Origin of the sequence: Pseudonocardia nigra, assembly GCF_019396355.1 — a bacterium.
GTDB lineage: Bacteria > Actinomycetota > Actinomycetes > Mycobacteriales > Pseudonocardiaceae > Pseudonocardia > Pseudonocardia nigra.
In genome coordinates this window covers 48,542-73,009 of record NZ_JAHKRK010000004.1, presented here as the reverse complement: position 1 = coordinate 73,009, position 24,468 = coordinate 48,542, and the positions used below count along the sequence as shown (strand labels likewise).

At 72.8% G+C, this 24,468-nt stretch carries 28 protein-coding genes, 3 tRNA genes and 1 pseudogene; 27 read left to right on the top strand and 5 right to left on the bottom strand.

From position 1 onward, the window contains the following. Positions 1–282 precede the first annotated feature (282 nt). Positions 283–567, bottom strand: a pseudogene (locus KME75_RS42505) (ribosome hibernation factor-recruiting GTPase MRF); the annotation flags it as partial. A gap of 291 nt (positions 568–858) precedes the next feature. Between KME75_RS42505 and rpmG (KME75_RS02245) the strand changes: the two are divergent. The 12 genes from rpmG (KME75_RS02245) (at position 859) to KME75_RS02190 (ending at position 5,575) form a co-directional block, all read left to right on the top strand. Then, the gene (gene rpmG, locus KME75_RS02245; protein WP_219412809.1) at positions 859–1,023 is read left to right on the top strand and encodes a 50S ribosomal protein L33; all 165 of its coding nucleotides are present in this window, start codon (positions 859–861) and stop codon (positions 1,021–1,023) included. A 1-nt stretch (position 1,024) separates the two neighbouring features. After that, positions 1,025–1,267, top strand: a complete 243-nt coding sequence (rpsR, locus tag KME75_RS02240) for a 30S ribosomal protein S18 (RefSeq protein WP_219412808.1) — start codon at positions 1,025–1,027, stop codon at positions 1,265–1,267. Between the two features lie 2 nt (positions 1,268–1,269). Further along, entirely contained in the window at positions 1,270–1,506 is a 237-nt protein-coding gene (gene rpmB / locus KME75_RS02235) for a 50S ribosomal protein L28 (protein WP_219412807.1), read from the top strand. Next, complete coding sequence (rpsN, locus tag KME75_RS02230; protein WP_219412806.1) at positions 1,506–1,811, top strand: 30S ribosomal protein S14; 306 nt, start codon at positions 1,506–1,508, stop codon at positions 1,809–1,811. The genes rpmB and rpsN overlap by 1 nt, the downstream gene beginning before the upstream one ends. Positions 1,812–1,895: 84 nt before the next feature. Then, positions 1,896–1,968 (top strand) — tRNA-Thr (locus KME75_RS02225). Positions 1,969–1,996: 28 nt separating this feature from the next. After that, positions 1,997–2,072, top strand: a tRNA-Met gene (locus KME75_RS02220). A gap of 35 nt (positions 2,073–2,107) precedes the next feature. Continuing rightward, positions 2,108–2,275 (top strand): 50S ribosomal protein L33, encoded by a 168-nt coding sequence (rpmG, locus tag KME75_RS02215; protein ID WP_219412805.1) that lies wholly within the window; start codon positions 2,108–2,110, stop codon positions 2,273–2,275. A gap of 2 nt (positions 2,276–2,277) precedes the next feature. After that, positions 2,278–2,739, top strand: coding sequence for an FAS1-like dehydratase domain-containing protein (locus KME75_RS02210; RefSeq protein ID WP_219412804.1), 462 nt, complete (start codon positions 2,278–2,280; stop codon positions 2,737–2,739). Then, positions 2,736–3,173: a MaoC family dehydratase gene (locus KME75_RS02205; protein ID WP_219412803.1), complete on the top strand. Its 438-nt coding sequence runs from the start codon at positions 2,736–2,738 to the stop codon at positions 3,171–3,173. The genes KME75_RS02210 and KME75_RS02205 overlap by 4 nt, the downstream gene beginning before the upstream one ends. Before the next feature lie 79 nt (positions 3,174–3,252). Continuing rightward, positions 3,253–5,001, top strand: coding sequence for a penicillin-binding transpeptidase domain-containing protein (locus KME75_RS02200; protein ID WP_219412802.1), 1,749 nt, complete (start codon positions 3,253–3,255; stop codon positions 4,999–5,001). 87 nt (positions 5,002–5,088) lie between these two features. After that, a complete protein-coding gene (locus KME75_RS02195; protein ID WP_219412801.1) occupies positions 5,089–5,313 on the top strand; it encodes a DUF6400 family protein in 225 nt (74 codons plus the stop codon). Further along, positions 5,306–5,575 (top strand): hypothetical protein, encoded by a 270-nt coding sequence (locus tag KME75_RS02190; RefSeq protein WP_219412800.1) that lies wholly within the window; start codon positions 5,306–5,308, stop codon positions 5,573–5,575. Before KME75_RS02195 ends, KME75_RS02190 begins: the two co-directional genes overlap by 8 nt. Positions 5,576–5,584: 9 nt before the next feature. Here KME75_RS02190 and KME75_RS02185 read toward each other — a convergent pair whose 3' ends face one another. Next, the gene (locus KME75_RS02185) at positions 5,585–6,805 is read right to left on the bottom strand and encodes a pyridoxal phosphate-dependent aminotransferase (protein ID WP_219412799.1); all 1,221 of its coding nucleotides are present in this window, start codon (positions 6,803–6,805) and stop codon (positions 5,585–5,587) included. Between the two features lie 163 nt (positions 6,806–6,968). On the opposite strand from KME75_RS02185, the gene KME75_RS02180 reads away from it, so the two are divergent. From KME75_RS02180 to rplA, 5 genes are all read left to right on the top strand, one after another. Further along, positions 6,969–7,044: transfer RNA gene (locus KME75_RS02180), tRNA-Trp, on the top strand. 84 nt (positions 7,045–7,128) lie between these two features. Beyond that, positions 7,129–7,467 carry a preprotein translocase subunit SecE gene (secE, locus tag KME75_RS02175; protein WP_219412798.1) on the top strand — a complete coding sequence of 113 codons (339 nt, stop codon included), beginning with the start codon at positions 7,129–7,131 and terminating at the stop codon, positions 7,465–7,467. 49 nt (positions 7,468–7,516) lie between these two features. Further along, on the top strand, positions 7,517–8,344 hold the full coding sequence (gene nusG, locus KME75_RS02170) for a transcription termination/antitermination protein NusG (RefSeq protein ID WP_308282498.1): 828 nt from the start codon (positions 7,517–7,519) through the stop codon (positions 8,342–8,344). Positions 8,345–8,401: 57 nt separating this feature from the next. Beyond that, positions 8,402–8,836 carry a 50S ribosomal protein L11 gene (gene rplK, locus KME75_RS02165; RefSeq protein WP_219412796.1) on the top strand — a complete coding sequence of 145 codons (435 nt, stop codon included), beginning with the start codon at positions 8,402–8,404 and terminating at the stop codon, positions 8,834–8,836. An 80-nt stretch (positions 8,837–8,916) separates the two neighbouring features. Continuing rightward, positions 8,917–9,639 carry a 50S ribosomal protein L1 gene (gene rplA, locus KME75_RS02160; RefSeq protein WP_219412795.1) on the top strand — a complete coding sequence of 241 codons (723 nt, stop codon included), beginning with the start codon at positions 8,917–8,919 and terminating at the stop codon, positions 9,637–9,639. 188 nt (positions 9,640–9,827) lie between these two features. Here the strand turns inward: rplA and KME75_RS02155 are convergent, their stop codons facing one another. The 3 genes from KME75_RS02155 to KME75_RS42500 form a co-directional block, all read right to left on the bottom strand. After that, entirely contained in the window at positions 9,828–10,928 is a 1,101-nt protein-coding gene (locus tag KME75_RS02155) for a CaiB/BaiF CoA transferase family protein (protein ID WP_219412794.1), read from the bottom strand. A gap of 53 nt (positions 10,929–10,981) precedes the next feature. Next, positions 10,982–12,460 carry a MocR-like transcription factor YczR gene (yczR, locus tag KME75_RS02150; protein ID WP_308282497.1) on the bottom strand — a complete coding sequence of 493 codons (1,479 nt, stop codon included), beginning with the start codon at positions 12,458–12,460 and terminating at the stop codon, positions 10,982–10,984. A 61-nt stretch (positions 12,461–12,521) separates the two neighbouring features. Continuing rightward, positions 12,522–12,785 (bottom strand): hypothetical protein, encoded by a 264-nt coding sequence (locus tag KME75_RS42500; protein ID WP_246631301.1) that lies wholly within the window; start codon positions 12,783–12,785, stop codon positions 12,522–12,524. Between the two features lie 149 nt (positions 12,786–12,934). On the opposite strand from KME75_RS42500, the gene KME75_RS02145 reads away from it, so the two are divergent. From KME75_RS02145 to KME75_RS02100, 10 genes are all read left to right on the top strand, one after another. Then, the gene (locus KME75_RS02145) at positions 12,935–13,906 is read left to right on the top strand and encodes a R2-like ligand-binding oxidase (protein WP_219412793.1); all 972 of its coding nucleotides are present in this window, start codon (positions 12,935–12,937) and stop codon (positions 13,904–13,906) included. 525 nt (positions 13,907–14,431) lie between these two features. After that, positions 14,432–15,631: an ABC transporter ATP-binding protein gene (locus tag KME75_RS02140; protein WP_246631300.1), complete on the top strand. Its 1,200-nt coding sequence runs from the start codon at positions 14,432–14,434 to the stop codon at positions 15,629–15,631. Between the two features lie 12 nt (positions 15,632–15,643). Then, positions 15,644–16,423 (top strand): MlaE family ABC transporter permease, encoded by a 780-nt coding sequence (locus KME75_RS02135; protein WP_219412792.1) that lies wholly within the window; start codon positions 15,644–15,646, stop codon positions 16,421–16,423. Positions 16,424–16,457: 34 nt separating this feature from the next. Then, positions 16,458–17,288 (top strand): MlaE family ABC transporter permease, encoded by an 831-nt coding sequence (locus tag KME75_RS02130; RefSeq protein WP_219412834.1) that lies wholly within the window; start codon positions 16,458–16,460, stop codon positions 17,286–17,288. Next, the gene (locus KME75_RS02125; RefSeq protein ID WP_219412791.1) at positions 17,285–18,628 is read left to right on the top strand and encodes an MCE family protein; all 1,344 of its coding nucleotides are present in this window, start codon (positions 17,285–17,287) and stop codon (positions 18,626–18,628) included. Before KME75_RS02130 ends, KME75_RS02125 begins: the two co-directional genes overlap by 4 nt. Then, a complete protein-coding gene (locus tag KME75_RS02120; protein ID WP_219412790.1) occupies positions 18,625–19,761 on the top strand; it encodes an MCE family protein in 1,137 nt (378 codons plus the stop codon). The genes KME75_RS02125 and KME75_RS02120 overlap by 4 nt, the downstream gene beginning before the upstream one ends. Then, a complete protein-coding gene (locus KME75_RS02115; protein ID WP_219412789.1) occupies positions 19,761–20,732 on the top strand; it encodes an MCE family protein in 972 nt (323 codons plus the stop codon). The genes KME75_RS02120 and KME75_RS02115 overlap by 1 nt, the downstream gene beginning before the upstream one ends. Further along, a complete protein-coding gene (locus KME75_RS02110) occupies positions 20,732–21,958 on the top strand; it encodes an MCE family protein (protein WP_219412788.1) in 1,227 nt (408 codons plus the stop codon). Before KME75_RS02115 ends, KME75_RS02110 begins: the two co-directional genes overlap by 1 nt. Continuing rightward, entirely contained in the window at positions 21,958–23,244 is a 1,287-nt protein-coding gene (locus KME75_RS02105) for an MCE family protein (RefSeq protein ID WP_219412787.1), read from the top strand. The genes KME75_RS02110 and KME75_RS02105 overlap by 1 nt, the downstream gene beginning before the upstream one ends. Beyond that, the gene (locus KME75_RS02100) at positions 23,241–24,467 is read left to right on the top strand and encodes an MlaD family protein (RefSeq protein WP_219412786.1); all 1,227 of its coding nucleotides are present in this window, start codon (positions 23,241–23,243) and stop codon (positions 24,465–24,467) included. The genes KME75_RS02105 and KME75_RS02100 overlap by 4 nt, the downstream gene beginning before the upstream one ends. Position 24,468: the final 1 nt, after the last annotated feature.

Below are 24,468 nucleotides of genomic sequence, written 5' to 3'. Positions count from 1 at the left end.
GCGGCGCTCGGAGAACAGCAACACCCGCACCCCGCAGTCCGAGCCGAGCGGCGGCTGCCCGTGCAGCAGCGGCGCGTGGACGTCGGACGGCACGCCGCGGCGGGCGCCGGGGGGCAGGTCGGTGAGGAACACCCGGTCGTCGAGGTCGGCGAGCGGCACCCGCTGCGCCATGGGGGCGAGCCGGGCGAGGACGGCGTCGGTGCGGGCGAGCTGCCAGGCGTCGGTCGTTCCCGTGCGCACCATCAGGTCGGCGAACTCGGCCTGGCCGACCGCCACCTGAGCCACCGTCCGCTCGTCGTCGGGCAGGTCGGCGAGGCCGCGCTCGGGGAGCGTGTCGTCGCCGGTGGCGTCGTCCAACCAGGTGTGCGGGTCGACGCAGGTGATGACGCCGCACAGGTCGACGAGGTCGCCTGCAGGGACACCGTCGACGAGCACGTGCAGCAGCGCGAAGCAGACCTGCTCCGGCTCGAGCGCGGGGTCCAGGTGCAGCACGATCCGGCCCGATCCACCGGGGCCGGCGAGCGCGATCAGCTGCGGCAGGACGTCCTCGCGGAGCGTGCAGGACACGCAGCCGTGCGCGAGCTCCAGCACGCTCCGTTCGTCGCGGTCGCCGCGGCGGAGGCGGCGGTGCACGACGCCGGAGGCGACGTCGCGCAGGTCGTGGTGCAGCACGGCAACGTCCGGGTCGAGGGAGCGGATGCGGCCGATCACGGCCTCCGCCCCGGGCGTGGTCAGCCCGGTGAGCACGAGCAGCTCGGGTCGGGGCACGGGTTCCTCCTCCGGCGGGCGGGCATGTTCGGGCGTGCGCTAGCGTTACGGTAGATGAAAACGAAAATCGTTACTGAGTGGAGGGTGGTTATGGCGCGCAACGACCTCCGGCCGATCGTGAAGATGCGCTCGACGGCGGGCACGGGCACGACCTACGTCACGCGCAAGAACCGGCGCAACGACCCCGACCGGATGGTGCTGCGCAAGTACGACCCGGCGGTGCGCCGCCACGTCGAGTTCCGCGAGGAGCGCTGAGATGCCGCAGGTGCCCACCCGCAGGCCGCTCAAGCGCCGCGCGAACCCGCTGCACGCCAAGCAGATCGCCGACGTGGACTGGAAGGACGTGACGCTGCTGCGCACGTTCGTCTCCGACCGCGGCAAGATCCGCGCCAGGAGGGTGACCGGGTTGACGCCGCAGCAGCAGCGGCAGGTGGCCACCGCCATCCGCAACGCCCGCGAGATGGCGCTGCTGCCCTACCCGCGCGCCGGGAGGGGCTGACCGTGTCCCGACGCTGCCAGCTGACCGGGCGCGAACCCGGCTTCGGCAAGAACCTGTCCCATTCGCACCGGCGCACCAGCCGCCGGTTCGACCCGAACATCCAGACGAAGCGCTACTGGTTCGCCGCGGAGAACCGCTTCGTCCGGTTGAAGCTGTCCACCGACGCGATCCGCACGATCGACCGGATCGGGGTCGACGCTGCGGTCGCCAGGATCCGCGCCCGAGGGGGGAAGGTCTGATGGCCACGAAGGGGAAGATCGCGCGCAACGCCCACCGGCGGGCCGTGGTCGCCCGCTACGCGGCGCGGCGGGCCGAGCTCAAGGCGATCATCGCGCGCCCAGCGACGACCCAGGAGGAGCGCACGGCGGCGCAGCGTGAGCTCCATCGGCAGCCGCGGGACGCCAGCGCCACCCGGGTGCGCAACCGCGACGGTGTCGACGGGCGGCCGCGCGGGTACCTGCGGGCGTTCGGGGTCTCCCGGGTGCGGCTCCGGGAGCTCGCGCACGACGGGTACCTGCCCGGAGTTCGCAAGTCGAGCTGGTGAGAGGGACCCGTTGTCGGGTCCCCCGGAGGGTTGTGTAGAGTTGTCGACGCCCGCCGCGGGAGAGACCAACCGCGCGGGCGTGCCGCCCCTTTAGCTCAGTCGGCAGAGCGTCTCCATGGTAAGGAGAAGGTCTACGGTTCGATTCCGTAAAGGGGCTCTGCGAGCTGGTGTGACCAGCGTCGCGAAGCGGTGTAGCTCAGTCGGTAGAGCAAGCGGCTCATAATCGCTGTGTCGCCGGTTCAAGTCCGGCCACCGCTACCAGACTGAAGATCCACAGCAAGCAGGAGGCACCCGCGATGGCGAAGGCCACCGACGTCCGGCCGAAGATCACGCTGGCGTGCGAGCAGTGCAAGCACCGGAACTACATCACCAAGAAGAACCGGCGCAACGACCCCGACCGGCTCGCGATCAAGAAGTTCTGCCCGAACTGCGGCATCCACCGCGAGCACCGCGAGACCCGCTGAGCGTGCCGGACGCCTCGTTCGTCGGCCGGGCTCTGCCGGCAGGCGCTCCGTACCGGGTCGGCCGGGAGAAGATCCGCGAATTCGCCCTCGCCATCGGCGAGGGCGCTTCCGTGTGCCATGACGTCGACGCCGCCCGCGCCGCCGGGCACCCCGACGTCGTGGCGCCGCCCACGTTCGCCGTCACCTTCACGATGCCGGCGATCGAGGCGTTCCTGCGCGACCCGGCGTTCGGCTGGGACTACTCGCGGATGGTGCACGGCGACCAGTCGATCACGCTGCACCGCCCGATCCGCGGCGGTGACGACCTGGTCACCACCATCCACGTCGAGGACCTGAAGACCCGCGGCGGCAGCCACATGCTCACGCTGCGGTGTGAGGTCGCCGACATCGACGGGGAGCCCGTGGCCACCACGAAGGCGCTCCTCGTGACGCAGGCGGAGCCGGCAGAGGGGGCGCGGGCGTGACGGCCGCAGGTCAGGAGCTCCCCCCGCTGTCGCTGCGCGTCACCCGCGCCGACCTCGTCCGTTACGCGGGCGCGTCCGGCGACTTCAACCCGATCCACTGGAGCGACCGGGTCGCCACCGGCGTCGGGCTCCCCGGCGTCATCGCGCACGGGATGCTCACGATGGCGCTCGCCGGCCGCATAGTCACCGACTGGGCGGGCGACCCCGCCGCTGTTCGCAGCTACGGCGTCCGCTTCACGCGTCCGGTCGTCGTGCCGGACGACGAGGAGGGCGCGCTCGTCGAGGTCACGGCGAAGGTCACCGATGTGACCGACACCGACGACGGTGCGCGCATCGCCCGGGTCGCCGTCACCGCGACGTTCGAGGGGAAGACCGTGCTCGGCCGCGCCGTCGCCGAAGTGGCCGTGCCCGCGGAGCTGCCCACCCTCGAGTGACGCGGGGGCCTTCCCCCCACCGTGCACACCCTCGGGCTGCCGTGCATACGGCCGGCGATGTGCACGGTCCTCCCACGGTGTGCACGGTCGGTCAGGCGCGCAGCGCCCCGACGGCCACACGCGCCGCGCCGCCGATCACCGCGTCGACCGCGGGCAGGTGCAGATCGGCGCGGGCGACGTGCCGGCCGCCGCCGCGGCCACCGACGATCCGGCCGCGGCCGCGGAGCTCCTGGACTACCGGACCGCGCTCGAACCGGTGGCTGTGCGCGCCGACGGACTGCAGGTGACGGAGGACGGCGCGGCCACCACGGCGTCGTTCCGGCTCTCCTGGGACTTCGGCGAGGGGCGCACCTGGACCTACGACGCCACCGCGGCGCTGCGCGACACCGCCGACGGCTGGCGGGTCGCCTGGGCGCCGTCCGTGCTGCACCCGGGCCTGGACCAGGGCGACGGGCTGCGGCTGGACACCCTGGAGGTCCCGGTCCCGCCCGTGCTGGACCGCGACGGCGGCGAGCTGATGTCCCCGCAGCGCGTGGTGACGGTGCTGCTGGATCCCGCGGCGGCGGACGCCGGCGTGGCGCGCTGGTTGGCGGAGCCGCTGCAGCAGTTCGACCCCGCGATCACCGAACGGTCGGTCCTCGACGGCGCGGCGGGCACCCCCGCCGGGCAGCGCCACCCGGTCGTCACGCTGCGCGGACCGCACTACGACGCGGTCCGGGCCGCGGTCGCGGACCTGCCCGGGGTCAGCACGGTCGAGGACACCCGGCTGCTGTCCGCCGACCCCGGTCTCGCGTCCCCGCTGCTGTCCGGGCTGGCCGCCGAGGTCGAGGACCTGTGGGCGGTCGAGCCGGGCTGGCGCATCGCGGCGGTCGGCGCCGACGGTGGGACCGACGTCCTGCACGAGGTCCCGCCGGCGCCCGTCGAGCCGCTGGTCACCGCCGTCGACGCGCAGGTGCAGCGCGCCGCGCAGTACGCGCTCGCCCCGATCGACGGGCAGGCGATGCTCGTGGCCGTGCAGCCCTCCACCGGGGAGGTGCTCGCGGCGGCGCAGACACCGGCCGCCGACCGTGAGGGCGCCCCCGCCCTCGTCGGCCGCTACCCACCCGGCTCCACCTTCAAGATCGTGACGACGGCGGCGGCGCTGCAGGCCGGGGCCGCCACCGCCGACACCATCCTGCCGTGCCCCTACACCGAGAACGTCCAGGGCAGGCAGATCACCAACGACGGCTTCGCCCTCGGCGAGGTGCCGCTGCACACGGCCTTCGCGAACTCGTGCAACACGACGATGGCCCGGCTGGCCGTCGACCTCCCGCCCGACGCGCTGGCCGAGACGGCCGCCCAGCTGGGTCTCGGCATCGACCACGTGGCCCCCGGCATGACCACGCTGACCGGCTCGGTGCCGCCCGCTCCGCGTCCGGAACAGCGCGTGGAGTGGTCGATCGGGCAGGGCGAGGTGCTCGCCAGCCCGTTCGGGATGGCGCTGGTGGCAGCCGCGGTGGTGCGGGGTGGGGCGGCGACCCCGGTGCTGCTGCCCGGGCGCCCGACGACGTCCGACGCCACCCCGCCGCCCCTGGATCCGGGCGTGGCGCAGGACCTGCGCGCGATGATGCGCGAGACCGTCACCGCGGGCAGCGCCAGTGCGCTGGCCGACCTCCCGGGGGTCGCCGGGAAGACCGGTACCGCCCAGTTCGGCGACGGCACCCGCGCCCACGGCTGGTTCGTGGCGACCGCGGGCGACCTCGCCGTGGCCGTGCTGGTGGTCGACGGCGGCTCGTCGGCCCCGGCGGTCCAGGCGGCCGGGCGGTTCCTCGAGCCCCTGCTGCGCTGATCGGGGACCCCGGAGTGACGCGGCTTACCCGTGACCCCGCTCGCGATGCACTGGCCGCACCGGGGCCTTCGACGTATCGGTAAGGGGGTGAACCCCACGGAGCCGTCGGCGGCCCTCGTCCGGCACGCGTTCGACCTGACCGCGCACGAGCAGCACCGGCTCGCCGCCGTGATCGCCGCGAGCCCCGACCTGGACCCCGGCGCGGTGCTCGCGATCGAGGCGGAGGCGCACCGGATGCTCTACAGCGACCTGGACGCCGAGCAGCGCGCCATCTACCGGATGCTCGTGGACGCCGGGGTCCTGGATGCGTGACGCCCAGGCCGACATCGGGCGCCGGGCGTGGACGAGCTGCCCGCGCTGCCCGGTCGCGGCGAGCTGCGCGGCCTGCGACACCGGTCGCAACTGCGACGCGCACTGGTGCTTCCTGCTCGCGGCGGAGGGCAGGCGCCTGTTCGTGCAGTGCCCCGGCTGCTGGCACCGCTGGTGGCACGACACCGGGTTCGGCGCCGGCGACCGCCCGCACGCCGTCGACCGCGTCCCGTACTTCCCGACCGCGGGCAGCGCGACGGCGTAACGGCAGCGCCTACCGGGCCTCCGCCAGCAGGGCCCCCATCCGCTCCACGCCGGTCCGCAGGTCGTCGTCGCCCAGCGCGTAGGACAGCCGGAAGAAGCCGGGCGTGCCGAATGCCTCACCGGGCACCACTGCCACCTCGGCGTGCTCCAGCACGACCGCGGCCAGCTCGGCGCTCGTCCCCGGGCGCGTCCCGCGCAGCTCCCGCCCCAGCAGCGCCTGCACCGACGGGTAGGCGTAGAACGCGCCGCGCGGGGTGGGGCACTCGACGCCGGGGATCGCGCGGAGCAGGTCCACCATCAGGCGGCGGCGCCGGTCGAACGCGGCGCGCATCTCCGCCACGGCGTCGAGCGACCCGGAGACGGCCTCCAGGGCGGCGCGCTGCGCCACGTTGCAGACGTTCGACGACAGGTGTGACTGCAGGTTCGTGGCCGCCTTCACCACGTCGGCCGGCCCGGTCAGCCAGCCGACCCGCCAGCCGGTCATCGCGTAGGTCTTCGCGACGCCGTTCAGCACCACGCAGCGGTCGGCCAGCTCGGGCACCGCCACGGGCATCGAGACCGCTTCGGCGCCGTCGTAGACGAGGTGCTCGTAGATCTCGTCGGTGATCACCCACACGTCGTTCTCGACGGCCCAGCGCCCCACGGCCTCCGTGAGCTCGCGGGACGCGACCGCGCCCGTCGGGTTGGACGGCGAGCACCAGACCAGCACCTTCGTGCGGTCGGTCCGGGCGGCGTCGAGCTGCTCCACCGACGGCAGGAAGTCGGCCTCCGGGCCGCAGGTCACCGCGACCGGCACCCCGCCGGCGAGGCCGATCGCCTCCGGGTAGGTGGTCCAGTAGGGCGCCGGCAGCAGCACCTCGTCGCCCGGGTCGAGCAGGGTGGCGAAGGCCTGGTAGACGGCCTGCTTGCCGCCGTTCGTGACGAGCACCCGGGACGCGGGGATCTCCAGGCCGGAGTCGCGCAGCGTCTTCGCCGCGATCGCCTCGCGCAGCTCGGGAAGGCCGGCCGCGGGCGAGTAGCGGTGGTTGCGGGGGTCGGCGCACGCAGCCTGGGCGGCCTCGACGATGGGCTGCGGGGTGGGGAAGTCGGGCTCCCCGGCACCGAAGCCGATGACCGGCCGTCCGGCGGCCTTGAGGGCCTTCGCCTTCGAGTCGACGGCGAGCGTGGCGGACTCGGCGATACCGCCGATGCGGGCGGAGATCCGGGGGCGGTCGGTCGTGGTCGCAGCCATGCTGGCATCCTCGCCTATGCAACGACCGGACGAGCCGCGAGGCCGTCGCGGGGAGCGGGTGTCGGGCGTGCACGTCGCGTGCCGTACACTTGTTCCGCTGGGTGCGTCGCTTGCGATGCACCCCCTCGTATGTGGGTCCGCGAGCCCACGGCGGGGTCGGTCTAGGGGTGTAGCTCAATTGGCAGAGCAGCGGTCTCCAAAACCGCAGGTTGCAGGTTCAAGTCCTGTCGCCCCTGCCACTGCAGGAATTGTCGGATCGGAGCACGGAACGAACGGCGGCGGACCCGGAGGCCGGGCCGGCGGGCGAGCTGGAGGAAACGGGCGTGGCTGAGGAACGCGAGGCGAGCGGAGACGGGCAGGAACGCCCGAGCACCGCCGCCGACCGTCGGGGTCGGCGCTCCGGCCCGGCGCCCACCGGCGGCGCCAAGGACCGGGCCACCGCGCTCCGCGACGCCCGTCCGGGCAAGGGCTCTCTGCCGAGCAGAATCGCCAGGTTCCTGCGCGAGGTGGTCGCTGAGCTGCAGAAGGTCATCTGGCCCAGCCGCAAGCAGTTGGTCACCTACACGATCGTCGTGCTGATCTTCGTGTCGTTCATGGTCGCGCTGGTCTGGCTGCTGGACTTCGTGTTCGCGCAGGGTGTGCTGTTCCTGTTCGGCAACTGAGACCGGCTCCGGCGACACGCACGACATGGACGAAGGAAGCGAGAAGCACGTGACTTCGCAGGACGGCGAGCAGCGGCCCACCGACGTCGAGCCCGATGCCGACCGGGGCGACGTCGCGATGGAGGACGTCGCGGACGCCGACGAGCAGCAGGCGACCGACGACGTCGATGCGGCGGCCGATGCAGCCGCTGCCGACGAGACCGCCGACGCGGACGACGCGGCTGCGGAAGAGTCCGGCGCCGACGACGCCGCGGCCGAGGAGGCCGACCCGATCGAGGAGATGCGCGCCGCGCTGCGCCGCGCCCCCGGCGACTGGTACGTCGTGCACTCCTACGCGGGCTACGAGAACAAGGTGAAGACCAACCTCGAGACCCGGGTGCAGACCCTGGACGTCGAGGACTACATCTTCCAGGTCGAGGTGCCCACCGAAGAGGTCACCGAGATCAAGAACGGGCAGCGCAAGCAGGTGCAGCGCAAGGTCCTGCCCGGCTACATCCTCGTGCGGATGGAGCTCAACGACCAGTCGTGGGGCGCGGTCCGCAACACGCCCGGCGTCACCGGCTTCGTGGGCGCCACCTCGCGCCCGTCGCCGCTGACGCACGACGAGGTCATCAAGTTCCTGCTGCCGCGCACCGATCCGAAGCAGGCCGCGGCCGGGGGCGGCAAGACCGATACCGCGACGGGCCAGGACAAGGCGGCCGTCGAGGTGGACTTCGAGGTCGGCGAGTCCGTCACGGTCATGGACGGGCCGTTCGCCACGCTGCCCGCCACGATCAACGAGGTCAACGTCGACGCCCAGAAGCTCAAGGTGCTCGTGTCCATCTTCGGGCGCGAGACCCCCGTCGAGCTGGCCTTCAGCCAGGTCTCGAAGATCTGACCCCCGCCGCGGCAGGCAGGTCCGCGGCGAGCACGCACCGACTACGAGGAACCCGAGATGCCCCCCAAGAAGCGGAAGCTCTCCGCGATCATCAAGCTCCAGATCAAGGCGGGCGCGGCCACGCCCGCACCGCCGGTCGGCCCCGCGCTGGGTCAGCACGGCGTCAACATCATGGAGTTCTGCAAGGCCTACAACGCCGCCACCGAGTCCCAGCGGGGCGACGTGGTGCCGGTCGAGATCTCGGTGTTCGAGGACCGCTCGTTCACCTTCGAGCTCAAGACCCCGCCCGCCGCGCGGCTGCTGCTCAAGGCCGCCGGCGTGGAGAAGGGCAGCGGTGAGCCGCACAAGACCAAGGTCGCCTCGGTGACCATGGAGCAGGTGCGGCAGATCGCCGAGACGAAGATGCGCGACCTCAACGCCACCGACGTCGACCAGGCCGCCAAGATCATTGCCGGCACCGCCCGGTCGATGGGGATCACCGTCAACGGCTGAGGCGTCGCCCTCACCCGCAGCACGTGTGGAAGGGCCGGGCGCGGCCCGCACCACGACCTGACCTAATCGAGGACAGACACATGAAGCGCAGCAAGAACTACCGCAAGGCAGCCGAGCTCATCGAGGCCGAGCGGCTCTACACCCCGCTCGAGGCCGCCGGCCTGGCGAAGCAGACCGCGGGCACCTCCAAGATGGACCCGACCGTCGAGGTCGCCATGCGTCTGGGCGTCGACCCGCGCAAGGCCGACCAGATGGTCCGCGGCACCGTCAACCTGCCTCACGGCACCGGCAAGACGGCGCGCGTGATCGTGTTCGCCACCGGTGACAAGGCCGCCGAGGCCGAGGCCGCCGGCGCCGACGTGGTGGGCGCCGAGGACCTCATCGAGCGCATCCAGGGCGGCTGGCTGGAGTTCGACGCCGCGATCGCGACGCCGGACCAGATGGCCAAGGTCGGCCGCATCGCCCGCATCCTCGGCCCGCGTGGCCTGATGCCGAACCCGAAGACCGGCACCGTCACCCCGGACGTCACCAAGGCCGTCCAGGACATCAAGGGCGGTAAGATCAACTTCCGGGTCGACAAGCAGGCCAACCTGCACCTCGTCATCGGCAAGGCCTCGTTCGACACCGAGAAGCTGGTGGAGAACTACGGCGCCGCGCTCGACGAGATCCTGCGGGCCAAGCCGTCGGCGGCGAAGGGCCGGTACATCAAGAAGATCACGGTCTCCACGACCACCGGCCCGGGCATCCCGGTCGACCCGAACCGCACGCGCAACCTGCTGGTGGACGAGACCCCCAGCGCCTGAGTTGCACAGCGCCTGAGTTGCACAGCGCCTGACGCGCACGCACGACCTGCCCGACGCACCCCGTCGCCCGACCCGGGCGGCGGGGTGTCGTCGTTCCCGAGCCCGCCGTTCCCCACCCTCGTTGCAGCAAAGCCACTTTCATGCCACGACGTTGCGTGAAAGTGGCTTTGCTGCAATCCGGTCAGGTCTCAGCGCGTCCAGTCGGCCAGGACCTCGTCCACCGGCTCCGGGTCGCGCGCCCACGGCGGGAGCTTCGGGGCGGTGCGGGAGAACCGCGGGGCCGGGGCGGCCTGGGCCACGCCGTCGACCTCGACCACGGTGTCCCGCGCCGCGATGTGCGGGTGGGCGGCCACCTCGTCGAGGGCCAACACCGGCGTGACGCATGCGTCGGTGCCGGCGAACACCTCCGCCCACTTGTCGCGGGTCCGCCCGGCGAACGCCTCGGTGAACCGGGAACGCAGCGTCGGCCATCCGGCCCGGTCGTACTGCTGGGGGAGGTCGGCGGGGTCGAGGCCCAGGCCGGTCAGCAGCGCCGCGTAGAACTGCGGCTCCAGCGCTCCGACGGCGACGTGCCGGCCGTCGGAGCAGGTGTAGGTGTCGTAGTACGGGGCGTGCCCGTCGAGGAGGTTGCTCTCCCGGCTGTCGGCCCACGCCCGGTGGCCGCGCATGCCCCACACCATCTGCATGAGCAGCGAGGCGCCGTCGACCATCGCGGCGTCCACGACCTGGCCCTCCCCGGAGCGCTGGGCCTCCCACAGCGCGGCCAGCACCCCCAGCACCAGCAGCATCGATCCGCCGCCGAAGTCGCCGACGAGGTTCAGCGGCGGCACCGGCCGCTCGCCGTTCCGGCCGATCGCGTGCAGGGCCCCGGTGAGCGAGATGTAGTTGATGTCGTGCCCGGCCCGCGCCGCCATCGGCCCGTCCTGGCCCCAGCCCGTCATCCGCGCGTAGACGAGGCGGGGGTTGCGCGCGAGGCAGTCATCCGGGCCGACGCCGAGCCGCTCCGTGACGCCGGGGCGGTAGCCCTCGAGCAGCACGTCGGCGTGCTCGACCAGGCGCAGCACGGTCTCCAGGCCCGCCGGGTCCTTGAGGTCGGCCGCCACCCGGCGGCGGCCGCGGAGCGTCGGGTCCGGCGCGTCCTTGCGGCCCAGCTCCAGGCCACCCGACGGGCGGTCCACGCGCACGACGTCCGCGCCGAGGTCGGCGAGCACCATCGCGGCGTGCGGGCCGGGCCCGATGCCGGCCAGTTCCACGACCTTGAGCCCCGCCAGCGGTCCGATGCCTGACATCCACTACCTCCGTTGGTCGACCCCACCGCACTCTACGGACGTTGCGGCGGGCGTCACGCCACTGCGACGGGCTCCACATCCGTGGTGGGCGCCGCGCGGTCGAGGTCCTGCCACGCGCGCGCCAGCCGGTCGAGCGCGGCGGCCATCCGGTCCGGACGCAGCGTGTAGGGCAGCCGGAGGTGGCGTTCGAAGGCGCCGTCCAGGCCGAACCGGGGACCGGCGGCGAGCAGGACGTCGTGCCGGCGCGCCGCGACGGTCAACCGGCTGGACACCGGCTCGTCCAGGTCGATCCACAGGCTCAGCCCGCCGCACGGGCGGGCCGGCCGCCATCCCGGGAACGCGGCGGCGAGCCTGGTGAGGAGGTCGTCGCGGGCCGCGGTCAGCTCGGCGCGCCTGGTCGCCGCCACGGCCTCCACCTCGGGCAACAGCCGGGCGACGACGAGGTGCTCGAGCGTCGGGCCGCCGAGGTCGAGCGGGGCGCGTGCGGCGGCGAGCCTGCGCACCATCGGTGCCGACGTCCGGATCCAGCCGACCCGCAGCCCGCCCCAGAAGATCTTGCTGGCGGACCCGACGGTCAGCACCAGCGGCGAGTCGGCGGCGCCGTGGGCGGCGACCGGGCGCACCGGGGACGTGTCCAGGGCCAGCTCGGCGAGCGTCTCGTCCACCACCAGGGGCGTGCCGGTGCGGCGGGCCAGGTCGACCAGCCGCTCGCGCCCCGCGGCGTCGAGCAGCGCGCCGGTGGGGTTCTGGAAGTCGGGGATGAGGTAGGTCAGCCGGGGCGCCGCGTCGCGCACGGCGGCGGTGAGCAGCTCGAGGTCCCAGGCGCTCGCGCCGTCCACCTGCGGGGCCATCGGCACCGGCACGGCCCGCGCGCCGCGGGTCGCGATCGCCTGGAGGGCGTTCGGGTAGGTCGGGTGCTCGACGAGCACCCGGTCACCCGGCCCGGTCAGTGCGGTGAGTGCGATGGTGATGGCGTTCATGGCGCCCGCCGTGACGAGTACCTGGTCCGGCCCGGTCGGCAGCCCCCTGGCGGTGTACCGGTCGGCGATCGCGGCCCGCAGCACCGGCAGACCTGCGAGGTCGTAGCCGTGCCCGCCGAGGTGGGCGTCGAAGTCGTGGAGGGCGGCGGCCGCCGAGCTTCGCAGCTGTTCCGACGGCGCCGGGAGGGCGGCGTGGGCGAGGTCGAACAGCGACGTGTCACCGAGCGGGGCGAACGGGCCGAGGTGGCCCCCGCCGCGGTGCTCGGGCAGCTGCGTCCAGCTGCCGGACCCGCGCCTGCTGCGCAGGACTCCGGCGACGCGGAGCGCGTCGTAGGCGCCGGCGACGGTGGTGCGGCTGACGAGCAGTGCGGCCGCGAGCTCCCGCTCGGCGGGCACCCTGGTCTGCAGCGGCAGCCGTCCGTCGAGCACGAGCAGCCGGATGCGGTCGGCGAGGGCGTCCGCGAGGCCGCGCCCCTCCGGTGGGCGCCAGTCGCCGAGCAGACGGGCGAAGCTGCGGGCGCCGATCCGCCGCTCGAGGTCGTCGCGGTTCACGGCATGCACTCCCGACGAATTGGCTCCCTGGGCAGGGGCCAATTCTAGGCCGGTGACGGCGTCAGGTGTTCCACTGCCACTGGCCGCGCGCGAAGATCTTGAGGGTGTGGCCCCCGTCGTCGCGCCGCTCCGCGCTGTAGGCGTAGCGCCCCGCCTGCCAGCCCTCCTGCATCGCGACGACGCCCAGGTACTGGCTCGCCCACCGCTGCCACTCACCCTCGATCGCGGGCAGCGGGTCGGGTGCCTCGCACGCGACGTCGGTGAACGGGTGGAAGGTGCCGCGCAGCCCGGTCCACATCTGCACGTCGAGCCATACCACGTCCATGTCGGGGAGTATCGGTGGCGCATCTCCGCCACGTGGCGAAGACCACTCAAACGAGTGCTGGACGGCCGTCGCAAGCGCGGTGGGCGGCCGTGCCGGCGCTCCGCGCGGCGGCCGGCACGTTCACCGCGCGATCGGCTCAGGGAGGCGCCATGACAGGGACGCGGTCCATCGCACACGGCACGCGGGGCGGGTTCGCCTCGCTCCAACGCGGCGGCCTGAACTTCGACTCGTTCCCCATGCGGCTGTTCGCCAAGGGCAACGGCAGGCAGTGGAACCCGGCGGACGTCGACCTCGACCAGGACGCACGCGACTTCGCCGCGATGACCGACGACGAGCGGTGGTGGACCTGCACGCTGGCCGCGCAGTTCCTGGCGGGCGAGGAGTCGGTCACCCAGGACCTGCAGCCGTTCATCGCGGCGATGGCGGCCGACGGCAGGCTCGGCGACGAGATGTACCTGACGCAGTTCGTCTACGAGGAGGCCAAGCACACCGAGGCGTTCCGCCGCTGGTTCGACTCGGTGGGCATCCGCGAGGACCTGCACGGGTTCATCGAGCCCAACGAGCACTACATGCAGATCTTCACCGCGGAGCTGCCGCGCAGCCTGCACGCCCTCGCCGGCGACCCGTCACCGCGCAATCAGGTGCGGGCTTCGGTGACCTACAACCACATCGTCGAGGGAACGCTCGCCCTCACCGGCTACTTCGCCTGGCAGAAGGTCTGCGCGAGCCGGGGGATCCTGCCGGGGATGCAGCGGATCATCAAGCACATCGGCGACGACGAGCGCCGCCACATGGCGTGGGGGACCTTCACCTGTCGGCGCCACGTCGCCGCCGACGACGCGATGTGGGGCGTGGTCCAGGAGCGCGTGCAGGAGCTGGTCGGGCCGGCGATGGGCGTGGTGACCGCCACCTTCGACCTGTACGAGGGCGGTGAGCCGCCGTTCGCCATCGACCGCGACGAGCTCGCCCGGTACGCGATGGACAAGGTCGGCCGCCGGCTCGGCGCGATCGAGTCGGCCCGCGGTGCCGACCTGGCGGCCATCGACGTGGACGCGAGCCCGGAGTCGCTCGAGGAGCGCTTCCACGCCGAGGACGAGCAGGCTTTGGCCGAAGCGACCTGACGGGCACGCGCTCGCGCCCCCGGTCCCGGCACGGGCCGCCGGATCCGACCGTTCACGCTCCCCTTTTCCGCCCATGCCCCCCGTCGATGGGGCGCATCGGCCGAGACGCGGGGCATGGGCCGAGACGGGGTGCGTCCGCGGAGACGGGGTGCGTCGTGCGGCCACGTCGTTCATGCTCCCCTTTTCCGCCCACGCCCCCCGTTGACGGGGTGCATCGACCGAGGCGGGGTGCATCGACCGAGACGGGGTGCGCGAGCCTGTTGATCACCTGCTGGCGCGTCCGCGCGCGCTGGTCCTCGGTCGGCGGCCCGACGGGCGGTGTCACCCCGGCTTCGCCACGGAGTGCGACGCTCCTACTGCAACCGGCCGACCAGCAACGCTCCGTTCGGAGCAACTTGACGACCTAACCTAACTCGCGAGTAACCTGCCTCCGCCCGGTCTCGTTGACCGGTTGTGGGCAGCCGGCCGCCCGCTCCCCGTCAGCGTCGGCTCGCCCCGTCCCCCCACGGGCTCCAGGAGGCGTCGTTGGCTGGCGTGGAAGTGCAGGTCGAAGGGCTGACGAAGTCCTTCGGGCGCGCCAACATCTGGTCCGACGTGACCCTGACGCTGCCGCCCGGCGAGGTGTCGGTGCTGCTGGGTCCGTCCGGCACGGGCAAGTCGGTGTTCCTCAAGACCCTCATCGGGCTGCTCAAGCCCGAGCGCGGCTCGATCGTCATCCACGACACCGACCTCGTGCGGTGCTCGGAGTCTCGGCTCTACGAGCTGCGGAAGCTGTTCGGCGTGCTGTTCCAGGACGGCGCGCTGTTCGGGTCGATGAACCTCTACGACAACATCGCGTTCCCGCTGCGCGAGCACACGAAGAAGTCGGAGCCGGAGATCCGCGACATCGTCGCGGAGAAGATGGCGATGGTCGGCCTCACCGGCGACGAGAACAAGCTGCCCGGCGAGATCTCCGGCGGGATGCGCAAGCGGGCCGGCCTGGCCAGGGCGCTGGTGCTCGATCCGGAGATCATCCTCTTCGACGAGCCGGACTCCGGGCTCGACCCGGTGCGCACCGCCTACCTCAACCAGCTGATCATCGACCTGAACGCGCAGACCGACGCCACGTTCCTGATCGTCACCCACGACATCAACACCGCGCAGACCGTGCCGGACAACATCGGGATGCTCTACCGCAAGCACCTGGCGATGTTCGGGCCCCGTGAGGTGCTGCTGACCTCCGAGGAGCCGGTGGTCGCGCAGTTCCTCAACGGCCGCAGGCAGGGCCCGATCGGGATGAGCGAGGAGAAGGACACCTCGCAGGCGGCGCGCGAGATGGCCGAGGTCGGGGAGCTGGCGGGGCTGCCGCCGCTCAAGCCCCAGCTGCAGCCGAGCCCGGGTGTGGGCGAGCGCAAGGCGGTGGGACGCCGCCGGGAGCGCGTGCTGCAGATGCTGCACACCCTGCCGCCCGCGGCACAGCAGGCCATCCGCGACAGCTACGCCGACGACCCGCTGCCGCTGCGGCCCGCGCCGGAACCGGCGCGCCCGGCGCCCGCCGCGCCACGGCCGCGTACCGGGGAGGTGCCCGGCTACCCGCCGGCGGCCCTGGGGTACGGGCCGGAGCACGACACGTTCGACGCCTACGACCCCGGCTACAGCGGTGAGGGGGCTGCGGCCCCGCCGTCGGCCCGGCCGGACGCCCCGCCCCCGCCCGCAGGCCCCGGCCGGCACCGGCCGTGGCGGTAGGAGGGCGCGACCATGACATCTCCCGCCCCGATCACCCGCGCCCTGACGCCGGTCGGCAAGCTCTTCGGCCTGGGCATCGACGTCGTCCGCAACACGTTCCGGCCCCCGTTCCAGCTGCGCGAGTACATCGAGCAGACGTGGTTCGTCACGAAGGTGTCGGCGCTGCCGACGGCGCTGTTCACGATCCCCTTCGGCGCCACGATCGCGCTGCTGCTGGCCGAGCTCACCCGCCAGTTCGGTGCGCAGAGCCAGACCGGGGCCGGCAGCGTGCTGGCGATCGTGCAGCAGGCCGCGCCGATCGTCACCGCGCTGCTGATCTCCGGCGCGGGTGGCAGCGCGGTGTGCGCCGACCTGGGGGCGCGCACGATCCGCGAGGAGATCGCGGCGATGGAGGTGCTGGGGATCTCCCCGATCCAGCGGCTCGTCGTGCCGCGGGTGCTCGCCATGGCCACCACCGCGATCGTGCTGAACGGGCTCGCCACGGTGGTGGGCGTCGGCGGCGGCTACTTCTTCAACGTCATCGTCCAGGGCGGCACCCCGGGCGCCTACATCGCGAGCTTCAGCTCGATCGCGCAGGTCTCCGACATCGTCGTCAGCGAGATCAAGGCGGCGCTGTTCGGGTTCACGGCGGGCATCGTGGCGGCCTACCGCGGGCTCAACCCGCCGCCCGGCCCGAAGGGCGTCGGCGACGCGGTCAACCAGTCGGTCGTCATCTCCTTCGTGCTCGTCTTCCTCATCAACCTGGTGCTGACCTCGCTGTACCTCGAGCTCGTGCCGCCGAAGGGGTCGTGACGTGGCGACGCTGAACCGAGGGCTGACCCGCGGGCTGAACCGCCGCGTGCAGCGCGCCGCGACCGTGCCGCTCACCACGCTCGAGGAGCTGGGCGAGCAGCTGTCGCTGTACGCCCGCGCCATCGCGTGGATCCCGCGCACGCTGCGCCGCTACCGCGGGGAGATCGCCCGGCTGCTGGCCGAGGTCAGCTTCGGCTCCGGTGCGCTGATCGTCATCCTCGGCACCGCGGGCGTGATGCTGTCGCTGTCGCTGTTCGTCGGCAGCCTGGTGGGCCTGCAGGGCTTCCGGGCGCTGGACTCCCTCGGCGTCGAGGCCCTCACGGGCTTCATCACCGCCTACTTCAACACCCGTGACATCGCCCCGCTGGTGGCGGCGTCCGCGCTCACGGCCACCCTCGGCGCGGGTTTCACCGCGCAGCTCGGCGCGATGCGGATCTCCGAGGAGGTCGACGCGCTGGAGGTCATGGCGGTGACCAGCGTGCCCTTCCTGATCACCACCCGCGTGATCGCGGGCGTCATCGCGATCATCCCGATGTACACGATCGGCCTGCTCGCGAGCTTCGCGGCGTCGCGGCTGAACGTCACGCTGATCAACGGCCTGCCGGGCGGCACGTACGACCACTACTTCGACCTGTTCCTACCGGTCAGCGACGTCCTCTACTCGTACCTCAAGGTCATCGTGTTCGCGATGGTGATCATCCTGATCCACTGCCACTACGGCTACAACGCCAAGGGCGGGCCGGCGGGTGTCGGCATCGCGGTGGGCCGCTCGGTGCGGCTGTCGATCGTGAGCACCGCCGTCCTCGACTTCTTCCTCACGCTGGTGATCTTCGGGACCGAGACCTCCGTGCGGGTGGCCGGATGACCACGGCACGGGGGCGCAGGGTCCAGGGGATCGCCTTCCTGGCGGTGCTGATCACGCTGGCCGGGCTCGCCGTCGGCAAGTACGCCGGCGCTTTCGACAGCGGCGTCCCGGTGACGCTGCAGGTCGACCGGGCCAGCAGCCAGCTCGGTGAGCGCTCCGACGTGAAGGTGCGCGGCCTCATCGTCGGTCAGGTCGAGTCGATCTCCACGGAGCGAGCCGCCTCGGGCGCCACAGTGCAGCTGCAGCTGGACCCGGAGATGGCGGACCTCATCCCGGCCGGGGTCTCCGCGCGCGTGCTCCCCAAGACGCTCTTCGGCGAGAACTACGTCTCGCTCGTGCTGCCCGACGGCACCTCACCCGGCGCGGTCGCCCGCCCGATCGCCTCGGGCGACGTCATTCCTATGGACCGCAGCGAGAACGCCCGCGAGCTGGAGCGCGCGCTCGACGCGCTGCTGCCGCTGCTGCAGGCCGTCGAGCCGCAGGACCTGGCCACCACGCTGGGCGCGCTGTCGCGGGCGCTGGAGGGACGGGGCGCCGAGCTGGGGGAGACGCTCGTGCGCCTGCAGGAGCTGACCACCGGCTTCGAGCCCGGCATCCCGGACCTGCAGGCCGACATCGTCGAGCTCGCCGACTTCGCCGGCAACCTGTCCGACGCCGCCCCCGATCTGCTCGACGCGCTGGAGGACCTCACCGTCCCCAGCCGCACGATCGTGGAGCAGCGGGAGAACCTGCGCGCCCTGTTCACCGGCGTCACCGGGGCGTCGGACGACCTGCGCGCGTTCCTCGACGCCAACCGGGAGAACCTCATCGGGCTGGCCGCCTCGAGCCGCCCGACCCTGGAGAGCCTGGCCCGGTACTCGCCGGAGTTCCCCTGCCTGTTCACCCAGCTCGCCGGTGTCATCCCCGAGCTCGACAAGGTCTTCGGCGAGGGCACCGACCGCCCGGGCATCCACATCACGCTCGAGGTGGTCAACAACAAGGGCAAGTACGTCCCGAACCAGGACGAGCCGCGCTACCTCGACGACCGCGGCCCGCGCTGCTACCCAATCCTCCCGCTGGGTCCGCAGGAGCCGCCGGACGGGCCGTTCCGGGACGGGTCGGAGGCGCCCGAGCCGCCGGTGGGCACCCCGATGGGCGACCCCGATGACCTCGGGGCCGAGACGTACGGGACCGCGCCCGCCTCCTACACCGGCATGGGCATCGCGAACTCGCCGGGTGAGCAGCAGGTGGTGGCCGAGCTCGTCGCGGCGCAGACCGGCGGGTCGCCGGAGGCGGTGCCCGGCTGGAGCACGTTGCTCGTCGGGCCGCTCTACCGCGGCAGCGAGGTGATGTTGACATGACCAGGTTCCCGGTCGCGCCGCTGGTGAAGTTCCTCAGCCTGGCCGTGGTGGTCGCGCTGGCCACCACCGTGCTGGCGCTGACGATCTCCAACCAGGGCTCGGGTGACGTCACGAGCTACCGGGCCCGCTTCACCGACGCCTCGGGGCTGATCCCGGGCGACGACGTCCGGATCGCCGGGGTGGTCGTGGGCCGGGTCGAGGAGGTCGCGATCGTTGACCGCCGGGTGGCGGAGGTGTCGTTCACGGTGGCGGCCGACCAGCCGGTGCCCGCGTCGGCCGGCGCGTCGATCCTCTACAAGAACCTCATCGGCCAGCGCTACCTGCAGCTCACGCAGGGCCCCGGGCCCACCGGCGAGGTGCTCGAGCAGGGCGGCACCATTCCGGTGGAACGCACCCGGCCGCCGCTCAACCTCACCACGCTGTTCAACGGGTTCAAGCCGCTGTTCGTGGCGCTCGACCCGGAGCAGGTCAACCAGCTGACGTTCGAGATCATCCAGGTCCTGCAGGGTCAGGGCGGCACGGTGCGGAGCCTGCTGGCCAGCACGGCGTCCCTCACCAACACCATCGCCGACCGCGACGCGGTGATCGGCGAGCTGATCGACAACCTCAACGCGGTGCTCGACACCGTCAACACCCGCGACGACCAGCTGTCGGACCTCGTCGTGAACCTGCAGGCGCTGGTCTCGGGGCTGGCGCAGGACCGGGAGCCGATCGGGGAGGCGATCGTGGCGATCGGCGACCTCACCGAGGTCACCGCCGGGTTCGTCGAGGACGCTCGGCCCGCGCTGCGCGACGACATCGCCGCGCTCGGCGACCTGACCGACAACCTCAACGCCAACGAGGCGACGGTGGAGAGCTTCCTGCGGAACTGGCCGGGCAAGCTCAACACGATCTCGCGGGCGGCGAGCTACGGCAGCTGGTTCCAGTTCTACCTCTGCGGGCTCAGCGGCTCGGTCGGGTTCGGTGAGCTGCTGCCCGCGCAGGAGATCCCGGCCTACACGAACGCGGCGCCGCGGTGCGGACCCGACCCCGACGGCGTGCAGGGCGAGCGGCCCCCGCTGATCCCGCCGCTGGTCCCGTCGCTGCCCACCGAGGACAACGAGGCCGACGCGGCGGGCGAGGTGGACGGCTGATGGCGGGGATCGCGGACCGCAGGCCCGTACCCGTCGCGATCATCGGGTTGCTGGTGATCGTGCTCGGGACCGTGCTGGTCTTCAACGCCCGCGACCTGTTCGGCGGCGGGACGACCTATCGCGCGGAGTTCGCCGAGGCGGCCGGGCTGCAGGACGGCGACCTGGTGACGGTCGCGGGCGTCGAGGCCGGGCGGGTCGATGCGGTCGAGCTGGCGGGCGACCGTGTCCTCGTCACGTTCACCGTCGAGGACGCGTGGGTGGGCGACCGCACGTCGGCGTCGATCGAGATCCGGACGCTGCTGGGGGCCAAGTACCTGGCGCTCGACCCGCAGGGCGAGCGGGAGCTCGACCCGGAGCGGCCCATCCCGCTGGCGCGCACCATGTCGCCGTTCGACGTCGTCGAGGCGTTCAACGGGCTCTCCGGCACGATCGACGAGCTCGACACCGCGCAGCTCGCGGAGAGCCTCCGCACCCTCGCCGACACCTTCCGCGACACGCCGCCGGAGATCCGCGGAGCCCTCGACGGGCTGTCCCGGCTCTCCACCACGATCGCGAGCCGCGACGACGAGATCCGCGAGCTGCTCGCCGGCACCGAGAACCTGTCCGCCGTGCTCGCGGACCGCAACGCGGAGTTCGACCGGCTGCTGGAGGACGGGAACCTGCTGCTCGCCGAGGTGCAGCGGCGCCGCGACGCGATCAGCGCGCTGCTCGACGGCACCCGGTCGGTGTCGGAGCAGCTGCGCGGCCTCGTCACCGACAACTCCGAGCAGCTGCGGCCCACGCTCGAGTCGCTCGACCGCGTGGCCGCCACACTCCAGCGCAACCGGGACAACCTGGACCAGGCCCTGGAGCTGCAGGCCGTCTTCACCCGGCTGTTCACCAACGCCACCGGCAACGGCCGCTGGTTCGACAACTACGTCTGCGGCATGGTGCCGCCCGAGTTCGGTCCCATCAACGAAGGGGGCTGCTGATGCCACTCACCGGGACCGATCGTCGCCAGCTCCAGTTCACCGGGCTGCTCGCCGCCGTCGCCGTCCTCGTCGCGGGTGGGCTGTACCTCGTGCTCCAGCCACCGGGGCGGCTGGTGACGGCCTACTTCACCGACGCCGCCGCCGTCTTCGAGGACAACTCGGTGCGGGTGCTGGGCGTCCGGGTCGGCACGATCACGCAGGTGGAGCCGGAGGGCACCCGCGTGCGCGTCGAGATGCGGATCGACGATGACCTGCAGCTCCCGGCCGACATCCACGCCGTGGTGGTCTCGCCGAGCGTGGTCACGGGCCGCTACGTGCAGCTCACCCCGACCTACAGCGGCGGCCCGGAGCTGACCGACGGTGCGGTGATCCCGCTCGAGCGCACCGCCGTGCCGCTCGGCGTCGACGACCTGACCCGCACCGCCACGGAGCTGTCCCGCGCACTCGGGCCGAACGGGCTCAACTCCACGGGCGCGCTGTCGGACGTCCTCGATGTCGGCGCCGCGAACCTGGAGGGCAACGGCGCCGCGCTGAACAGCACGATCCGCAACCTCGGGGAGCTGTCGGGCACGCTCGCCGACTCGCGGGAGGAGCTGTTCGGCACGGTCACCGAGCTCCAGTCGTTCGTGTCCAACATCGCGGAGAACGACGCCGAGGTCCGGGAGTTCACCACCCGCCTGGAGGACGTGGCGGGCTTCCTCGCCGACGAGCGCGAGGACCTCGGTGCCGCCGTGCGGGAGCTCTCGATCGCGCTCGGCGACGTCGCGGCGTTCGTGCGGGACAACCGGTCGGCACTGCGATCGAACGTCGACCGGCTCACCGACGTCACCGCCGTGCTGGTGAAGCAGCAGCGGGCGCTGGCCGAGACGCTCGACGTCGCCCCGGCCGCACTCGGCAACCTCGCCAACCTCTACAACGGCTCGTCCGGAACGCTCGACACCCGCGCCGACATCAACGAGCTGACGCTGCCGCCGGTGGTGCTGATCTGCGAGGTCATCGGGCGGACCACGCCCCCCGACCTGCCGGAGAGCCTCGACCGGATCTGCACCGATCTCGAGCCGGTGCTCTCCGGGGCCATCCCGCTGCCCAGCCCCGCCGAGGTGATCACCGCGCTGCAGGCGGGGTCGCCACCGCCGGTGCCGGGGCTCGCCCTGCCCACGGAGCCGGCCGAGCCGCCCGCCCCCGAGGACCACGAGCTCCCGTTCCCGCTGCGGGGAGACCGGTGATGCGGCGCGTGCGGCTGGCCACTGTCCTCACCGCGGCGGCGGTGTTCTCCAGCGGCTGCGGGGTGCTGTCCGGCGGCCTGCGGGGCGTCGACCTGCCCGGCGGCGCCGACCTCGGCGACGACCCGTACCGGGTCACGGTCGAGTTCGCCGACGTGCTGGACCTGGTGCCGCAGTCGCTGGTCAAGGTCAACGACGTGCCGGCCGGGTCGGTCACCGACATCGCGGTCGGGCCGGACTGGACGGCGATGGTGACGCTGCTGGTCAACCGCGACGTTCGCGTGCCCGCCGACGCGCTGGCCCGCGTGCGCACCACGAGCCTGCTCGGGGAGAAGTTCGTGGAGCTCCTCGCGCCCGCCGACGCCGCAGCGGACGCGCAGCCCGTGCTCGCCGACGGGGCCACGATCCCGCTCGCCCGCACCAGCCGCGCCGCCGAGGTCGAAGAGGTGCTCGGCGCGCTGTCGCTGCTGCTCAACGGCGGTGGGCTGGCCCAGATCCGCACGATCGCCGTGGAGCTCAACGCGGCGCTGACCGGCAACGAGCCGGAGATCCGCACCCTGCTCGAGGACCTCGACCAGCTCGTCGGCGCGCTCGACGACCGCAAGTCGGAGATCACCAGGGCGCTCGACGAGATCAACCGGCTCTCCTCGGTGCTGGCGGAGCGGCGCGACCAGATCGCGGTGGCGCTGGAGGACCTCGGGCCCGGCCTGGCCGAGCTGGAGGAGCAGCGGGGGTTGCTCGTCGACATGCTGCAGGCGCTCGACCGGCTCTCCGGTGTGGCCACCGATGTGGTCAACCGCAGCCGCGACGACGTCCTCGCCGACCTCGAGCTGCTGCGGCCGATCCTGCGGAACCTCGCCGAGTCCGGGGATGCCCTGCCGAAGTCGCTGGAGTTCTTCTTCACGCCGCCGTTCCCCGACTCCGCGGTCGACGCCTTCGCCGGCGACTACGCCAACCTCTACGTCCGCGCCGACCTCGACCTGGCCAACGTCCTCGAGAACCTCTCGCGGTCCAACCAGCCGTTCCCGGGACCGGACGGGCCCTCGGCGAACCTGCCGCCGACGTCGCAGCTGCTTGGCCCGCTGCTGGGGCCGACGGGCGTGCCGCCGCTGCCGCAGTTCCCGCTCTACGGCGAGGACGGGGAGCTGCCGGTGCCGCTGCCGGGGATCCGGCCCACGCCGCAGGGCGACCAGGAGACCGCGCCGACGACGATCGTCCCGACCCCGTCCGCGACACCGACGCCGGAGCCCGGCCTGCTCGGCAGGCTGTTCGGAGGGGGCGACTCGTGATCACCAGGACCGTGCGGTTCCAGCTCATCGCGTTCCTGCTGGTCGCGGTGCTCGGCGTGGCCTACGCCGGGTTCCGCTACGGCGGGTTCGGCGACCTCTTCGGCGCCACCACCTATCCGGTCCGCGTGCAGCTGGCCGCGTCCGGGGGCATCTTCACCGGGGCCGACGTCACCTACCGCGGTGTCAGCGTCGGCCGGGTCGGGCCGCTGCGGCTCACGGAGTCCGGCGTCGAGGTCCAGCTCGACATCGACCGGGACGCCCCGGCCATCCCGGCCGACGTCGACGCCGCGGTGCACAACCTGTCGGCCATCGGCGAGCAGTACGTCGACCTGGTGCCGGCCCGCGACGGCGGCCCGTTCCTCGAGGCCGGGTCGGTGATCCCGGTCGAGCGGACCTCCACCCCGGTGCCGATCGAGGAGCTCGTGGCGGGCGTCGACGACCTCGCCCGGTCGGTGCCGCTGGACTCGCTGCGCACCGTCGTCGACGAGCTCGGCACCGCGTTCACCGACACGGCCCAGCCGCTGCAGAAGATCCTCGACACCACCAACGACTTCACCGAGGACGCGGTCGAGGCGCTGCCGCAGACGCTCACGCTGCTCCGCGACGGGCGCACGGTGCTCTCCACCCAGAACGAGCTCGCCGGCTCGTTCCAGAACTTCAGCCGGGACCTGCGGCTGCTCGCCGAGCAGCTCGTCGAGTCCGACCCCGACTTCCGCAGGCTCCTGGTCACCGGCCCCGAGGTCTCGGCGGAGCTCGTCGCGCTGCTCGACGAGAGCGGACCTGGCCTGTCGCAGCTGGTCGCGGACCTGCTGACGGTCTCGCGCGTCGCCGAGCCCCGGCAGGACGCGCTGCGCCAGCTCCTCGTCACCTACCCCGGCGTCGCCTCGAACGCCTACACGGTCGCGCCCGGGGACGGCACCGCCCACCTCGGCCTCGTGCTGAACGTCTTCGACCCGCTGCCGTGCGCCGACGGCTACGAGGACACCCCGCACCGGCCCGGCAACGACGTCCGCGACATCCCGGTGAACGAGGACGCCTACTGCGCGGAGCCCCCCGGGAGCCCGAGCGCCGTCCGCGGTGCTCAGAATGTGCCGAGGGCGGAGACCCCGATGCCGCCCGCCACCGCCCGCCCGGGCCCCGACCACTCCCTGCCCGCCGGGTCCGCCCCGGTGGCGTCGACGCCCCCGCTCAGCACACCGGCACAGATCCTGGTGCTGCCCTGAC

Excerpts from the sequence above, each read along its gene's own strand:
- rpmG (WP_219412809.1), top strand. The coding sequence starts at position 859 with ATGGCGCGCAACGACCTCCGGCCGATCGTGAAGATGCGCTCGACGGCG.
- rpsR (WP_219412808.1), top strand. The coding sequence starts at position 1,025 with ATGCCGCAGGTGCCCACCCGCAGGCCGCTCAAGCGCCGCGCGAACCCG.
- rpsN (WP_219412806.1), top strand. The coding sequence starts at position 1,506 with ATGGCCACGAAGGGGAAGATCGCGCGCAACGCCCACCGGCGGGCCGTG.
- rpmG (WP_219412805.1), top strand. The coding sequence starts at position 2,108 with ATGGCGAAGGCCACCGACGTCCGGCCGAAGATCACGCTGGCGTGCGAG.
- KME75_RS02190 (WP_219412800.1), top strand. The coding sequence starts at position 5,306 with ATGCGTGACGCCCAGGCCGACATCGGGCGCCGGGCGTGGACGAGCTGC.
- KME75_RS02185 (WP_219412799.1), bottom strand. The coding sequence starts at position 6,805 with ATGGCTGCGACCACGACCGACCGCCCCCGGATCTCCGCCCGCATCGGC.
- rplK (WP_219412796.1), top strand. The coding sequence starts at position 8,402 with ATGCCCCCCAAGAAGCGGAAGCTCTCCGCGATCATCAAGCTCCAGATC.
- rplA (WP_219412795.1), top strand. The coding sequence starts at position 8,917 with ATGAAGCGCAGCAAGAACTACCGCAAGGCAGCCGAGCTCATCGAGGCC.
- KME75_RS02155 (WP_219412794.1), bottom strand. The coding sequence starts at position 10,928 with ATGTCAGGCATCGGACCGCTGGCGGGGCTCAAGGTCGTGGAACTGGCC.
- KME75_RS42500 (WP_246631301.1), bottom strand. The coding sequence starts at position 12,785 with ATGGACGTGGTATGGCTCGACGTGCAGATGTGGACCGGGCTGCGCGGC.
- KME75_RS02145 (WP_219412793.1), top strand. The coding sequence starts at position 12,935 with ATGACAGGGACGCGGTCCATCGCACACGGCACGCGGGGCGGGTTCGCC.
- KME75_RS02135 (WP_219412792.1), top strand. The coding sequence starts at position 15,644 with ATGACATCTCCCGCCCCGATCACCCGCGCCCTGACGCCGGTCGGCAAG.
- KME75_RS02125 (WP_219412791.1), top strand. The coding sequence starts at position 17,285 with ATGACCACGGCACGGGGGCGCAGGGTCCAGGGGATCGCCTTCCTGGCG.
- KME75_RS02120 (WP_219412790.1), top strand. The coding sequence starts at position 18,625 with ATGACCAGGTTCCCGGTCGCGCCGCTGGTGAAGTTCCTCAGCCTGGCC.
- KME75_RS02115 (WP_219412789.1), top strand. The coding sequence starts at position 19,761 with ATGGCGGGGATCGCGGACCGCAGGCCCGTACCCGTCGCGATCATCGGG.
- KME75_RS02110 (WP_219412788.1), top strand. The coding sequence starts at position 20,732 with ATGCCACTCACCGGGACCGATCGTCGCCAGCTCCAGTTCACCGGGCTG.
- KME75_RS02105 (WP_219412787.1), top strand. The coding sequence starts at position 21,958 with ATGCGGCGCGTGCGGCTGGCCACTGTCCTCACCGCGGCGGCGGTGTTC.